General features: G+C 59.1%; 10 protein-coding genes and 1 riboswitch. Of the genes, 7 read left to right on the forward strand and 3 right to left on the reverse strand.

The window, feature by feature from the left end:
• Positions 1 to 88 precede the first annotated feature (88 nt).
• Entirely contained in the window at positions 89 to 1,267 is a 1,179-nt protein-coding gene (locus NR201_RS21745; protein ID WP_022625401.1) for an MFS transporter, read from the reverse strand.
• Positions 1,268 to 1,520: 253 nt separating this feature from the next.
• Here NR201_RS21745 and sgrR point away from each other — a divergent pair, with 253 nt between their 5' ends.
• The 4 genes from sgrR (at position 1,521) to thiQ (ending at position 6,624) form a co-directional block, all read left to right on the forward strand.
• Positions 1,521 to 3,182 carry an HTH-type transcriptional regulator SgrR gene (gene sgrR / locus NR201_RS21750; protein ID WP_256850160.1) on the forward strand — a complete coding sequence of 554 codons (1,662 nt, stop codon included), beginning with the start codon at positions 1,521 to 1,523 and terminating at the stop codon, positions 3,180 to 3,182.
• A gap of 35 nt (positions 3,183 to 3,217) precedes the next feature.
• Positions 3,218 to 3,320, forward strand: a riboswitch (TPP riboswitch).
• 46 nt (positions 3,321 to 3,366) lie between these two features.
• Positions 3,367 to 4,353, forward strand: coding sequence for a thiamine ABC transporter substrate binding subunit (thiB, locus tag NR201_RS21755; protein WP_122889270.1), 987 nt, complete (start codon positions 3,367 to 3,369; stop codon positions 4,351 to 4,353).
• Positions 4,329 to 5,939, forward strand: a complete 1,611-nt coding sequence (thiP, locus tag NR201_RS21760; RefSeq protein WP_010253824.1) for a thiamine/thiamine pyrophosphate ABC transporter permease ThiP — start codon at positions 4,329 to 4,331, stop codon at positions 5,937 to 5,939. Before thiB ends, thiP begins: the two co-directional genes overlap by 25 nt.
• Complete coding sequence (gene thiQ, locus NR201_RS21765; protein ID WP_022625397.1) at positions 5,923 to 6,624, forward strand: thiamine ABC transporter ATP-binding protein ThiQ; 702 nt, start codon at positions 5,923 to 5,925, stop codon at positions 6,622 to 6,624. Before thiP ends, thiQ begins: the two co-directional genes overlap by 17 nt.
• Before the next feature lie 5 nt (positions 6,625 to 6,629).
• Here the strand turns inward: thiQ and NR201_RS21770 are convergent, their stop codons facing one another.
• Positions 6,630 to 7,394, reverse strand: a complete 765-nt coding sequence (locus NR201_RS21770) for a DedA family protein (protein ID WP_010253821.1) — start codon at positions 7,392 to 7,394, stop codon at positions 6,630 to 6,632.
• 168 nt (positions 7,395 to 7,562) lie between these two features.
• Here NR201_RS21770 and polB point away from each other — a divergent pair, with 168 nt between their 5' ends.
• The 3 genes from polB (at position 7,563) to rluA (ending at position 13,948) form a co-directional block, all read left to right on the forward strand.
• Complete coding sequence (gene polB, locus NR201_RS21775; protein ID WP_256850168.1) at positions 7,563 to 9,923, forward strand: DNA polymerase II; 2,361 nt, start codon at positions 7,563 to 7,565, stop codon at positions 9,921 to 9,923.
• Positions 9,924 to 10,075: 152 nt separating this feature from the next.
• The gene (gene rapA / locus NR201_RS21780; RefSeq protein WP_256850161.1) at positions 10,076 to 12,982 is read left to right on the forward strand and encodes an RNA polymerase-associated protein RapA; all 2,907 of its coding nucleotides are present in this window, start codon (positions 10,076 to 10,078) and stop codon (positions 12,980 to 12,982) included.
• A 312-nt stretch (positions 12,983 to 13,294) separates the two neighbouring features.
• Positions 13,295 to 13,948, forward strand: a complete 654-nt coding sequence (rluA, locus tag NR201_RS21785) for a bifunctional tRNA pseudouridine(32) synthase/23S rRNA pseudouridine(746) synthase RluA (RefSeq protein WP_010253813.1) — start codon at positions 13,295 to 13,297, stop codon at positions 13,946 to 13,948.
• Positions 13,949 to 14,015: 67 nt separating this feature from the next.
• Here the strand turns inward: rluA and djlA are convergent, their stop codons facing one another.
• A complete protein-coding gene (djlA, locus tag NR201_RS21790) occupies positions 14,016 to 14,825 on the reverse strand; it encodes a co-chaperone DjlA (protein ID WP_010253811.1) in 810 nt (269 codons plus the stop codon).
• Between the last annotated feature and the right edge of the window lie 29 nt (positions 14,826 to 14,854).

Genomic DNA, 14,854 nt, shown 5'->3' on the forward strand with positions numbered 1-14,854 from the left:
GCAGCGGCGCGAGGACCGCCAGCCCCTGCCCGGCACCAGACTGCGTTATCACCTGTCGCTTAACTGACTGGCATTACGCCCTTCTTCTTTATACGTCGCGCACTCGTGCCGACATCACCAGCGCCACAATAGCCAGCCCGAATGCCAGCCAGTAAACCGCCTCATGTCCCAGTCGCTCACTGAGCGTTCCCTGAATCACCCCAGCCAGAATCATGCCGGTCGAGATCGAGTTGGTGAACATGGTGGTCGCTGCACCAGGCCGTCCTGGCATCAGATCCTGAAACCACAGCATCCCTATGCCAGCAATAATCCCGACAAACACCGCGTTAAACAGCTGCAACACCATCAGCGACGTGCGGGAATTGAACAGCACCAGCCCCAGATAAAACAGTACGCCAGCCGCCACCGCGATCAGCATTAACCGGCGCTTGCCGATACGCCGCGCGTAATGTCCGGCCAGCAGCATCACCGGGATCTCCAGCCCTGCCGCCGTCCCCATCAGCAGACCGGCCAGCTTCTCGGGCAGGCCCAGCGTGGTGCTGATATAGAGCGGCATATCGATGATATACATAGTGTTGCAGGTCCACATCGCGACTGAGGCCAGGAACAGTAAACGCACATCCCGATCGCGCCAGCCACTTAGCGGCAGCCCGCCGCTTTGCATCAGGGGCTGCGAACGTGGCACCGACGGCACGGTGAACCAGATCAGCAGGATACAGATCAGAAACAGCGCGGCGGCCACCATAAATAGCGTCACAAAGCCGTAGTTCAGCGCCAGCGCGAAGGAGAGCGGCGGCCCAATCACCCACGCCAGCGACAGCTGCGCACGCATCACCGAACTGAACATCACCGCTTCACGCGCCGACTGATCGGCATATTCCCGCGCCAGCGCAAACAGCTGAGGCATTGAGACGCTGGCCAGCGCTGACAGCAGCACGCCCAGCGTCAGTAAGGTCAGATAGTGGCGGGTAAAGGCAAACAGTAGCGCATTGACCAGCGCCATCAGGCAGCAGAAGAGAATGATATGACGACGATCGCCGACGCTGTCAGAGCGCTTTGCCACCAGCATGCTCACCACGATACCGGCCACCGCATTGATGGTGAAAAACAGTCCGACCCAGAAGGGCCGCGCCTGCACCTCGCGCGTCAGAAACAGGCTGAGCGTCGGCGCCTGCAGTGCGCCCGCGATGCCCAGCATGAACGAGGCGACCATAAAAGCGAGGTAAACCGGATTGATGCGGCGCTGCCGCGTTAACAGCGATTTCATACCGAAATCCCTTACAGAACATACAGAGGGGAAAAAGAAGGGTAGACGATACCGCGCAACATGAAAAAAGCCAGCAGAGATCATCTGCTGGCGGTGTAAATGCACCCTACTCAGAAAAGCACTCCGCTGAACAGCGAAGTCAGGGTCGAACGCCATTCAGAACTGAATGCCTCCCGCTCTTCCCATAACGCAAAGTTTGCTCTTAAAATAGGGCAAGAAAAACAGAGCGCTTTTCATCGGGAGTTCCTCTTTTATGTCCTCATCACGTCTGAAGCAGCAGTTCATTCGCCTGTGGCAGAGCTGTCAGGGGCAAACGCAGGAGATTACCCTTAGCGAACTGGCTGACCTGCTGCACTGCTCGCGCCGCCATATGCGCAATCTGCTCAACCGGATGCAGGCCGCGGGCTGGCTAATCTGGCAGGCGGAATCCGGACGCGGCAAGCGTTCACAGCTTACCTTCTGCTATACCGGACTGGCTTTGCAGCAGCAACGTGCCGAGGATTTGCTGGAGCAGGATCGCATCGATCAGCTGGTCCAGCTGGTGGGCGATAAAAATCAGGTACGGCAGATGATCGCCGCGCATCTGGGCCGCAGTTTCCGTCAGGGCAAGCATATCCTGCGGGTGCTCTACTATCGTCCGCTGCTCAATCTGCTGCCCGGTTCGCCGCTGCGGCGCTCCGAAACCCACATTGCGCGACAGATTTTCAACGGCCTGACGCGGATAAATGAGGAAAACGGGGAAATCGAGCCCGATATTGCGCACCACTGGCAGCAGACTTCCCCGCTTCACTGGCGCTTCTTCCTGCGTCCAGCGATTCGCTTTCATCACGGCAGAGAACTGGAGATGGAGGATGTGCTGGCCACGCTTGAGCGTCAGCGCCCCCATCCGCTCTTTTCCCATATCGAGCAGATCGACTCGCCCGCGCCCTGGACGCTGGATATCCGCTTAAGCCAGCCCGACGAGGGATTACCCTGGCTGCTGGGCAGCGTCAGTGCGATGATCCTGCCGCGCGAATGGCCGACGCTGCACGATTTTGCCCGCCAGCCCGTTGGCACCGGTCCTTACCGGGTGATCCGCAATCAGGAGAGTCAGCTGAAGATCGAAGCGTTTGATGACTATTTTGGTTTTCGCGCCCTGATTGATGATGTCTCTATCTGGGTACTGCCCGACATCAGCGATGAGCTGGTCTATGCCGGTGTCCGTCTGCAGGGCGATGGAGCCGATGAGGTTCAGGAGGAGAGCCGCCTTGAAGAGGGCTGCTACTATCTGCTGTTCGACCAGCGTTCAGAACAGGGACGCAACGAGGCGGTCCGGCGCTGGGTCAGCTACCTGTTTAATCCTATCGCCCTGCTCAATCACGCCGGTGTCGGCTACCAGCGCTACTGGTTTCCGGCGTATGGCCTGCTGCCGCGCTGGCATCATCGGCGCGACCTGACGCCAGTGGAAAAACCGCCCGGCTTAACCCACCTGACGCTGACCTGGTACAGCCAGCACGTGGAGCATGAAGGCATCGCTAACGCGCTGCGTCCGCTGCTGGCAGAGCATGGCGTCACGCTGGAGACCCGCGAGATCAGCTACGAAAACTGGTATCAGGGCGAAGCGGAAAGTGATATCTGGCTTGGCAGCGTGAACTTTACCCTGCCGCTGAATTATTCTCTGTTTGCGCAGCTTTATGAGATCCCGTTGCTGCATCACTGTCTGCCGATCGACTGGCACAGCGATGCGGCCCGCTGGCGCGAGAAAACGCTGCCGCTGGCCGAATGGAGTAAACAGTTAATCGAAGAAGCGGGTCTGCATCCGCTGTTTCACCACTGGCTGCTGCTTGAAGGTCAGCGCAGCATGCGCGGCGTTCGGATGAATACGCTGGGCTGGTTTGATTTTAAATCCGCCTGGTTCGCGCCACCCGCGCTGTGAGGCTTTCGCCCCGGCGCTGAAATGACTAGAATGTGACGTTCTCAACGGGGTGCCGCCTGCCACCAGCAAGCAGCTGAGAGATACCCGTCGAACCTGATTCGGTTAATACCGACGTAGGGATTTGGGAGGCCTCTGTGCTCAGATCCTTTGCGACTCATCCCCTATTCTCCTGAAGGAGCGCAAAGTGTTAAACAAAGTTCTGCCGGTGCTGCTGTTACTCTCCGCCCCCGTTCTGGCGGCTAAGCCGGTTCTCACGGTCTACACCTACGACTCCTTCTCCGCTGACTGGGGCCCTGGCCCGGCGGTTAAAAAAGCCTTCGAGGCGCAGTGCAACTGCGAGCTGAAATTCGTCACGCTGGAAGATGGCGTGTCGCTGCTGAACCGCGTGCGCATGGAAGGGAAAAACAGCAAAGCCGATCTGGTACTGGGGCTGGATAACAATCTGGTACAGGCGGCGCAGAAAACCGGTCTGTTTGCCGAAAGTCAGGTCGATACCTCGACATTAAAACTGCCCGGCGGCTGGCACAACACCACCTTCGTGCCGTTTGATTATGGCTACTTCGCGTTTGTCTATGACAAAACCCGGCTGAAGAATCCGCCAAAAAGCCTGAAAGAGCTGGTCGACAGCCCGGAGAAGTGGCGGGTGATCTACGAAGATCCCCGTACCAGCACCCCCGGCTTAGGCCTGCTGTTGTGGATGCAGAAAGTCTATGGCGATCAGGCACCGCAGGCGTGGCAGAAGCTGGCGCAGAAAACCGTGACGGTGACCAAAGGCTGGAGTGAAGCCTATGGCCTGTTCCTCAAGGGCGAAGGCGATCTGGTGCTGAGCTACACCACCTCACCGGCTTACCACATCATCGAAGAGAAAAAAGAGAACTATGCCGCCGCGCCGTTTGCAGAGGGCCACTATCTGCAGGTTGAAGTTGCCGCGCAGTTAGCCAGCAGCAAGCAGCCGGCGCTGGCACAGCAGTTTATGAAGTTTATGGTGTCACCCGACTTCCAGCGCACGATTCCCACCGGTAACTGGATGTACCCGGTAATCGACACGCCGCTGCCTGCCGGTTTTAGCGCGCTCACTGTGCCCGCCACCGCTCTGCAGTTCTCGCCGGAAGAGGTTGCCAGCCAGCGTTCAGGCTGGATCAGCCAGTGGCAACGCGCCGTCAGCCGCTGATGCCGCGCTGGCTTATCCCCGGTTCGCTCGCCACGCTGCTGTTAATCAGCGTGGCGCTGCTGGCCTTCGGTGCACTCTGGAGCGCCGCGCCAGAGAATGACTGGCGCAGCGTGCTGCAGGATGATTACCTGCATCACGTTATCGCCTTCTCTTTTGGTCAGGCGCTGCTCTCCGCGCTGTTGTCGCTGCTTCCAGCGGTGCCGCTGGCGCGCGCGCTCTATCGACGCCGTTTCCCTGGCCGTCAGCTGCTGCTGCGTCTGTGCGCCATGACCCTGGTGCTGCCGGTGCTGGTGGCGGTATTTGGTCTGCTCACCGTCTATGGTCGTGTCGGCTGGCTGGCGCAGCTGTGCCAGCTGGCAGGGATTGATTACCACTTCTCTCCCTACGGTCTGTCGGGCATTTTGCTGGCGCACGTCTTCTTTAACCTGCCGCTGGCGACCCGCCTGATGCTGCAGGCGCTGGAGAGCATTCCGGCGGAACAGCGTCAGCTGGCGGCACAGCTCGACCTGCGCGGCTGGCACCATTTTCGTCTGCTGGAGTGGCCATGGCTGCGGCGTCAGCTGCTGCCGACCGGCGCGCTGATCTTCATGCTCTGTTTCGCCAGCTTTGCTACCGTGCTCTCACTGGGCGGCGGCCCGCAGGCGACGACCATCGAGCTGGCGATTTTCCAGGCGCTGAGTTATGACTACGATCCGGGGCGCGCTGCACTGCTGGCGCTGATCCAGCTTGGCTGCTGCGTGACGCTGGTGCTGCTCAGCCAGCGCTTCAGCAAGGCCATTCCCGCCGGAACCAGCCAGCTGAACGGCTGGCGCGATCCGCAGGATTCGCGCGCGGCGCAGCTGGTTGATGCGCTGCTGATCCTGCTGGCGCTGATCCTGCTGCTGCCCCCGCTGGCGGCGGTCATCATCGATGGTCTGCACGGCGGACTGCGCGGCGCGCTTGCGCAGCCTGCACTCTGGCAGGCGACGTTTACCTCACTGCGCATCGCCACCGGCGCCGGTCTGCTCTGTGTGGTGCTGACCATGATGCTGCTGTGGAGCAGTCGCGAGCTGCGCCTGCGTCAGCGCCCGGCGGCGGCAACCCTTATTGACACCAGCGGCATGCTGATTCTGGCGATGCCAGGCATCGTGCTCGCCACCGGCTTTTTCCTGCTGTTTAACGCCACCATTGGTCTGCCGGCGTCGGCGGACGGGCTGGTGATCTTCACCAATGCGCTGATCGCCATTCCCTATGCGCTGAAAGTGCTGGAGAACCCAATGCGTGACGTCGCGGAGCGTTACGGCAGACTCTGTGATTCGCTGGATATCCACGGCTGGAACCGGCTGCGGCTGATTGAACTGCGGGCGCTGAAACGTCCGCTGGCCCAGGCGCTGGCCTTTGCCTGCGTGCTGTCGATCGGTGATTTTGGCGTGGTGGCGCTGTTTGGTACTGCCGATTTCCGCACCCTGCCGTTCTACCTTTATCAACAGATCGGTGCCTATCGCGGTGCTGACGGTGCAGTGACCGCGCTGCTGCTGCTGCTGCTCTGTTTGTTGCTGTTCACCCTGATGGAAAAATTACCAGGCCGCCATGCTGACACTGAATAACCTCACGTACCTTTATCAGCATCTGCCGATGCGCTTTAGTCTCAACGCCACCCGCGGCGAGCGCATCGCGATCCTCGGCCCCAGCGGGGCCGGTAAAAGCACCCTGCTGAGCCTGATTGCCGGTTTCCTGCCGGTGAAACAGGGCACCCTGATGATTGACGGCCAGGAGCACACCCACAGCGTGCCGGCCAGACGGCCGGTTTCGATGCTGTTTCAGGAGAACAACCTGTTTCCGCACCTCAGCGTGCAGCAGAACATGGCGCTGGGATTGCACCCCGGACTGAAGCTGAGCGCCGGGCAGCGCCAGCAGCTTGCAGCGCTGGCCGATCAGGTGGGATTAGGCGATCTGCTGACGCGCCTGCCGGGCGAGCTGTCAGGCGGACAGCGACAGCGCGTGGCGCTGGCACGCTGTCTGCTGCGTGACCGTCCGGTGCTGCTGCTGGATGAGCCTTTTTCTGCGCTGGATCCCGCGCTTCGCGGAGAGATGCTGCAACTGGTGCGTTCGGTGTGTGAAGCGCGCAGCATCACGCTGCTGATGGTGTCGCACAGTCTGGAAGATGCCCAGCAGATTGCGCCGCGCAGCGTGGTGATTGTGGATGGCCGGGTTTACTGGGATGGCGAGACCCGACAGTTACTGTCGGGCGACACGCGGGAGGCCGAAGTGCTCGGCATCCCGCGTCGTTAAGCGATTCAGGCGAAGAAAACCTGCCACAGCAGATGACGGAAAATGGGCATCATCGGATGGAACTGAATGCCGACGAAAGCCGCGACGGCAATCACCAGCCCCAGCGGCCCTGCCCAGCGCAGGCGCTCAGGCGGCAGCCAGGCCGATGCCCAGTCGCGACTCTTGCCGCTGCGCCACCAGCGCCAGCATAACCAGACACCCAGCCAGATCAGCAGTGCTGCGCCGAGTAACAGCCATTTAAAGCTGCCGCCCTGCGCGGCTTTGGGCACATCGATCGCCACACCCGCCAGAATACCGGGCAGCAGATAGAGCGGCGGCCAGAGAATGCAGCCGATAATGTTCGGCGGCAGGAATTTACGCACCGGCAGCTCCAGCATACCGGCCGCCAGCGGGATCAGCGGACGCGTGGGGCCAACAAAGCGTCCGACCAGAATCGTAAACATGCTGTGCTGATGCAGGGCGTGCTCGGTTTTATCCAGCAGGCCTTTATACTTTTGCAGATACTTCCAGCGGTGCAGCGGCCCCTGAAATTTCCAGCCAATGCCGTAGGAAACCCAGTCACCAATCAGGCAGCCCGCAAAGCCGGCCGCCCAGGCCGGGTAAAGGCCAAGTTCGCCACTGCCGACCAGCGCGCCCAGACTGGCCATCATCACCGTACCTGGCAGCAACAGCCCGACCAGCGCCAGCGACTCCAGAAACGTCACCAGCGCAACGGCAAACAGCGCCCACTCCAGGGACTGCGTAATCAGTTGTTGAATCCAGGCTTCCATAATCATCCTAAGTAAAAGCAGAAGGCTGGATTGTCCTGAGCCAGCCACACAGCGTCAAGGCAAGAATTGTAGGACAATGTTGACAAAAGCGGGTGGCGGGAACTGTATAAATATCCATGTTATACTGAAGCGGTTTTCTCATCCTGAAATGCTGAGTCCGGAGAACATCTGAATATGCCCCGCGCAGGTTTTCTGCTCACCCGCCACTGGCGCGACAGCCCGCATGGCACCGAAATTATCCTCTGGCTCGCGACCGATGCGGGCGCGCAGCGCGTGGTGCTGCCGGTGCAGGAGTCCGTCGCGTTTATTCCTGAGGAATTTCAGGCGCAGGTCAGCGAATTACTGAAAGATGAACGTCAGTTTCGGATTCAGTCGCTGGCGCTGAAAGATTTTCGGCGTCGCCCGGTTTTCGGCCTCTACTGCCAGCAGAACCGCCAGCTACAGCGCATTGAAAAACGGCTGCGCGAAGAAGGTATTCCGGTCTATGAAGCCGATATCCGTCCGCCGGAGCGCTACCTGATGGAGCGTTTTATTACCGCGCCGGTCTGGTTTGACGGCGAGCAGCGCGGTGACAGCGTGGTCAATGCGCGGCTCAAACCCCATCCCGACTATCGCCCGCCGCTGAAATGGGTCTCGCTGGACATTGAAACCACACAGCATGGCGAGCTTTATTGCATCGGGCTGGAGGGATGCGGTCAGCGCCAGGTCTTTATGCTCGGCCCGGCCAACGGTGATGCCAGCACGCTGGATTTCGAGCTGATCTATCTCGACAGCCGGCCGCAGTTACTTGAAGCGCTGAACCAGTGGTTTGCAGAGCATGATCCGGATGTCTTAATTGGCTGGAACGTCGTGCAGTTTGACCTGCGGGTATTGCAAAAGCATGCCGATCGTTACGGCATTCCGCTGCGCCTGGGACGCCAGCAGGCCGCGCTGGAGTGGCGTGAACATGGCTTCAAACCCGGCGTATTTTTCGCTCAGGCCAGTGGCCGGTTGATTATTGATGGTATTGACGCGCTGAAATCGGCGTTCTGGGATTTTCCCTCATTCAGCCTCGAGTCCGTGTCGCAGCAACTGCTGGGAGAAGGAAAAGCGATTGATAATCCCTGGCAGCGTATGGAGGAGATCAACTGGCGCTTTGCCAACGATAAACCGGCGCTGGCGCGCTACAACCTGAAAGACTGCGAACTGGTGACGCGCATTTTTCACAAAACGGCGATTATGCCGTTTCTGCTGGAACGCGCGGCGGTCAATGGACTGGCGGTGGATCGCCACGGCGGTTCGGTAGCGGCCTTTGGTCATCTCTATATTCCGCGGATGCATCGCGCCGGGTTTGTCGCCCCGAACATGGGTGATGTGGCCCCGGAAGCCAGTCCTGGCGGTTATGTGATGGATTCGCGCCCCGGCCTGTATGACTCAGTGCTGGTACTGGATTACAAAAGCCTCTACCCGTCGATTATCCGCACCTTCCTGATTGACCCGGTGGGTCTCGTGGAAGGGCTGGCCCATCCTGATGATGCCGATTCGATTGAAGGTTTCCGTGAAGCGCGTTTTTCGCGGCATACCCACTGCCTGCCTGCGATAGTTGAACAGATCTGGCTGGGTCGCGAAGCGGCGAAAAAGCAGAATAATCAGCCGCTGTCCCAGGCGCTGAAAATCATCATGAACGCCTTTTATGGCGTGCTGGGCACCAGCGCCTGCCGCTTCTTTGATCCGCGGCTCGCCTCCTCTATTACGCTGCGCGGTCACGCCATCATGCAGCAGACCCGAACGCTGATTGAGGCGGAAGGCTACGACGTCATCTATGGCGACACCGACTCCACCTTTGTCTGGCTGAAGTCGGCGCACAGTGAAGAAGATGCCGCCGCGATTGGTCAGCAGCTGGTGCAGAAAGTGAACGCCTGGTGGCGCGACCATCTGCAGCAGACGCAGGGGCTGACCAGCACACTGGAACTGGAGTATGAAAATCACTTCTGCCGTTTTCTGATGCCCACCATTCGCGGCGCGGAACAGGGCAGCAAGAAACGCTACGCCGGACTGATTCGTGACGCCGCCGGTGAACGCATGGTCTTTAAGGGGCTGGAGTCGGTGCGAACAGACTGGACGCCGCTGGCAAAAGCATTCCAGCAGCAGCTCTACCACCGTATCTTCCACCGTCAGCCGTGGCAGGATTATATCCGTACTACCGTGGCGCAGTTGCTGGCGGGTGAACTCGACGATCAGCTGATCTACAAAAAGCGGCTGCGGCGTCCGCTGAAAGAATATGAACGAAACGTGCCCCCGCACGTGCGCGCCGCCAGGCTGGCCGATGAGTACAATCGTAAATTAAACCGGCCCTTGCAGTACCAGAATGGTGGCCGGATCCGTTATGTCATCGCCACCGCAGGCCCCGAGCCACTGGAGGCGCGCAGCACGCCGCTGGACTATGACCACTACGTGACGAAGCAACTTCAGCCGGTTGCAGAGGGGATTCTGCCTTTTGTCGAGGGGGACTTTGCTACACTTATTACCGGACAGCTGGGGCTTTTTTGACAGGTGACGAACGTCCTGCCATCCAGTACCATAGCGCCCTTCCTGAAACTCACCGCTCTTAAGTACGCTCCAGGCCTTGTTGTCTGGCGGTAACGCTATTGCCTGAGCTTTGGGAACACCTCTAAAAACGTTAAAATTCGAGCAAAAAATATATGGTTTTTACATTAGGTCAGCGCTGGATTAGTGATACGGAAAGTGAACTGGGACTGGGCACCGTGGTGGCGATCGATACCCGCATGATCACCCTGCTGTTTCCGGCCACGGGGGAAAACCGCCTCTACGCCCGCAACGATTCGCCAGTTACCCGCGTCATCTTTAATCCGGGTGATACCATCACCAGCCACGAAGGCTGGCAGATGCGCGTCGATGAAGTACGCAACGAAAATGACCTGATGACCTATATCGGTACCCGTCTGGATACCGAAGAGAGCGAAGTGATGCTGCGCGAAGTCATGCTCGACAGCAAGCTGGTGTTCAGTAAGCCGCAGGATCGCCTGTTTGCCGGCCAGCTCGACCGGATGGATCGTTTTGCCCTGCGCTTCCGCGCCCGTAAATACCAGAGTGAGCAATATCGCCTGCCAATCAGCGGATTACGCGGCATGCGCACCAACCTGATCCCTCACCAGCTGCATATCGCCCACGATGTCGGCCGCCGCCATGCGCCGCGCGTCCTGCTGGCCGATGAAGTTGGCCTGGGTAAAACCATTGAAGCCGGGATGATCATCCAGCAGCAGCTGCTGGCTGGCCGCGCCGATCGCGTCCTGATCGTGGTGCCTGAAACTTTACAGCATCAGTGGCTGGTCGAGATGCTGCGCCGCTTCAACCTGCGCTTTGCGCTGTTTGATGACGATCGCTATACAGAAGCGCAGCACGACAGCGATAATCCGTTTGAGACGGAGCAGCTGATTATCTGCTCACTGGACTTCGTGCGCCGTAACAAGCAGCGTCTTGAGATGCTGGCCGATGCCGAATGGGATCTGCTGGTGGTCGATGAAGCGCACCATCTGGCCTGGTCAGAAGGCGAGCCCAGCCGTGAATATCAGGTTATCGAACAGCTGGCTGAGAAAACCGCCGGGGTTCTGCTGCTGACCGCAACGCCTGAGCAGCTGGGCATGGAGAGTCACTTCGCCCGTCTGCGCCTGCTCGACCCTAATCGTTTCCATGACTTTGCCGCCTTTGTTGAAGAGCAGCAGCATTTCCGTCCGATTGCCGATGCCGTCACCGCGCTGCTGGCCGATAAAGCGATCTCCCAGGAGGAGATGAACCGGATCAACGATCTGGTCGGCGAGCAGGATATTGAGCCACTGCTGCAGGTCGCCAACAGCGACCGTGACGGCAAGCTGGAGGCGCGTCAGGAGCTGATCTCCATGCTGATGGACCGCCACGGCACCAGCCGCGTGCTGTTCCGTAACACCCGTAACGGGGTTAAAGGCTTCCCGAAACGCGAACTGCACCAGATCCGCCTGCCGCTGCCTGCCCAGTATCAGACGGCGATTAAAGTCTCCGGCATTATGGGCGCGCGCAAAAGTGCAGAAGAGCGGGCGCGTGACCTGCTCTATCCGGAACAGATTTATCAGGAATTTGAAGGCGACAGCGGCACCTGGTGGAACTTCGATCCGCGCGTGGAATGGCTGATGGGCTATCTCACCACCAACCGCAAAGAGAAAGTGCTGGTGATCTGCGCCAAAGCGGCCACCGCGCTGCAGCTGGAGCAGGTACTGCGTGAACGCGAAGGTATCCGCGCAGCGGTGTTCCACGAAGGTCTGTCGATCATTGAACGTGACCGTGCTGCCGCCTGGTTCGCCTCAGAAGAGAATGGCGCGCAGGTGCTGTTGTGCTCCGAGATCGGTTCTGAAGGCCGTAACTTCCAGTTTGCCAGCCGTCTGGTGATGTTCGACCTGCCGTTTAACCCGGACCTGCTGGAGCAGCGTATCGGTCGTCTGGATCGTATTGGCCAGGCGCACGACATTCAGATTCTGGTGCCGTGGCTGGAGCAGACCGCACAGGCGGTGCTGCTGCGCTGGTATCACGAAGGGCTGGACGCGTTTGAACACACCTGCCCGACCGGCCGGACAATCTATGACAGCGTCCATTCGCAACTGATCGGCCATCTGGCCGCGCCGGAAAACAGCGAAGGTTTTGATGCGTTTATCACCGACTGCCGTAAACAGCATGACGCGCTGAAACTGCAGCTGGAACAGGGTCGCGATCGCCTGCTGGAGCTGAACTCCAACGGCGGCGAATCGGCTCAGCTACTGGCCAATGCCATCAGCGAGCAGGATAACGACACCGGTCTGGTGAACTTCGCGCTTAACCTGTTTGATATCGTTGGTATCAATCAGGAAGATCGCAGCGATAACCTGATTGTGCTGACCCCTTCCGACCACATGCTGGTGCCCGATTTCCCTGGCCTGCCGGAAGATGGCTGCACCATCACCTTCAACCGCGATCAGGCGCTGTCGCGCGAAGATACCCAGTTCATTACCTGGGAACATCCGCTGATCCGCAACGGTCTGGATCTGATTCTGTCGGGCGATACCGGCAGCAGCGCACTGTCACTGCTGAAGAACAAGGCGCTGCCAGTGGGGACGCTGCTGGTCGAGCTGATCTATGTGGTTGAAGCGCAGGCACCGAAGCATCTGCAACTGACCCGCTTCCTGCCGCCAACGCCAATCCGTCTGCTGATGGATACTAAAGGCACTAACCTGGCGGACAAAGTGGAGTTCGAAAGCTTTAACCGTCAGCTGAATGCGGTAAACCGTCATACCGCCAGTAAACTGGTGAATGCGGTGCAGCAGGATGTGCATGCGATTCTGACCCAGGGCGAAGAGAGCGTGGTCAGCGAAGCGCGTGCGGTGATTGATGCAGCACGTGCCGAAGCGAACGAGAAGCTGGGCGCAGAACTCTCCCGTCTCAACGCGCTGAAAGCGGTGAACCCGAACATCCGTGACGATGAAGTCGAGGCGCTGGAAAGCAACCGTGAACAGGTGCTGGAAAGTCTCGATCAGGCCAACTGGCGTCTCGACGCGCTGCGCCTGATTGTGGTGACACACCAGTAAGCTCAGGGGCCTGGATGAATCTGGCCGCAACTGAGAAACTCAACACGCAGGGAACAGGGGCAGAGGAGGAAAGCGTCCCGCGCCATGGACAAAAACGCCAGGAGCGTTTTTGAACAACGCAACGCGTTGGCCCGGCAACGGGCGCACCTCAGGGATGAGGTGCGTAATCGCGCGGGCCGAGCTTGTCAGGGATGACAGCTTTTGCGTCTTTCCGATCTGACCGTGTTTCCTGCGCTGGCACGCTATCACAGCTAAGCGGGCCAGACTTTGTCTACAATCTCAGCCGCTGGCCCCTTATTTTTGGAAAGCCCCATGGAACCTTACAATCCACCGCGTGAACCCTGGCTGCACATCCTTTATCAGGATGCGCACATCATGGTGGTGAACAAACCCAGCGGTCTGCTCTCGGTACCCGGTCGGCTGGACGAACATAAAGATAGCGTGATGACGCGGGTTCAGCGTGATTTCCCGCAGGCTGAATCTGTCCACCGACTGGATATGGCGACCAGCGGCGTGATGGTCGTGGCGCTGACTAAGGCTGCTGAGCGCGAGCTGAAACGACAGTTCCGTGAGCGGGAGCCTTCCAAGACTTACGTGGCCTGCATCTGGGGTCATCCGGCGAAGGAAGAGGGATTGGTTGACCTGCCGCTGATTTGCGACTGGCCAAATCGTCCGAAGCAGATGGTCTGCTTCGAGACCGGCAAAGCCGCGCAGACGGAATATCAGGTGCTGGAATATCGTGCGGATAACAGTGCGCGTGTTTCGCTGAAACCGATTACCGGCCGCTCACACCAGCTGCGGGTGCATATGCTGGCACTGGGCCATCCGATTCTGGGGGATAACTTCTATGCGCATCCGGAGGCCAAAGCGATGGCGCCCCGTTTACTGCTGCATGCGGAGTCACTAACCATTACCCATCCGGCATTTGGTAATGCCATGACATTTCGTCAGCCCGCCGATTTTTAAGGTTTACTGCTCGCCAGTCAGTCACCGTGGCCTCCTCTGTTGCAGAAGCGGCCACGGAACATGGTGTTTACTTAAAGCCTTTCTCTTTGCGAATCAGATCGTACGCCGCCTGGATTTCCTGGGCTTTCTGCTTCGCCATCTCCATCATCTCTGGCGGCAACCCTTTCGCTACCAGCTTGTCAGGATGATGTTCGCTCATGAGTTTGCGGTAGGCGCGTTTGATGGTGGTGGCGTCGTCGCTGCTCTTCACACCCAGCACGCTACAGGCATCTTCCAGCGTTGGCCCGCGCTGCGCCTGCTGAAAACCGCCTGAACTGCGCTGACCACCGCCAAACTGCTGGCCACCTTCCATCATGCGCAGGAACTGATCGAACTGACCGCGCGAAATGCCAAGCTCTTCGGCAATCACATAGAGCACCTGTCGCTCATTGGGATGCAGTGAACCGTCGGCAAAGGCGGCCTGAATCTGGATCTCCAGGAACATCCGAATCAGATCAAACCGGCCAAAACAGGCGCTGCGCAGTTCACGCAGTTTGCTGCGTAACGGATAATCCGCCTGCTTGCCTTCGCGGAACGCGCGCTGGGCAGCCGTGCGAGAGTCACCGTGCAGCTGCATCCGCTCCATTAACAGCGAAGCAATCTGAATATCCGCTTCCGTGACGCGCCCTTTTGACTTGGTCAGATGGCCCATCACCTGAAAGGTGGTGCTGAAAAACAGCGTCTGTCGGGTCTGATTATTTGAGAAGTAAGCCTTGCCTTGCGCGCCGCGTACTTTGTCAATCATATGGCCAATGATCAAACCGATCACAATACCCCAAAAGCCTGCGCCGGAAAGTAATCCCACCGCCAGACCCACAACTTTTCCCCAGTAGCGCATAAACTCCTCAATTCGCCATGCTTGCGGCT

This window comes from Pantoea sp. Fr-CA_6 (genome assembly GCF_024520895.1).
GTDB lineage: Bacteria > Pseudomonadota > Gammaproteobacteria > Enterobacterales > Enterobacteriaceae > Pantoea > Pantoea agglomerans.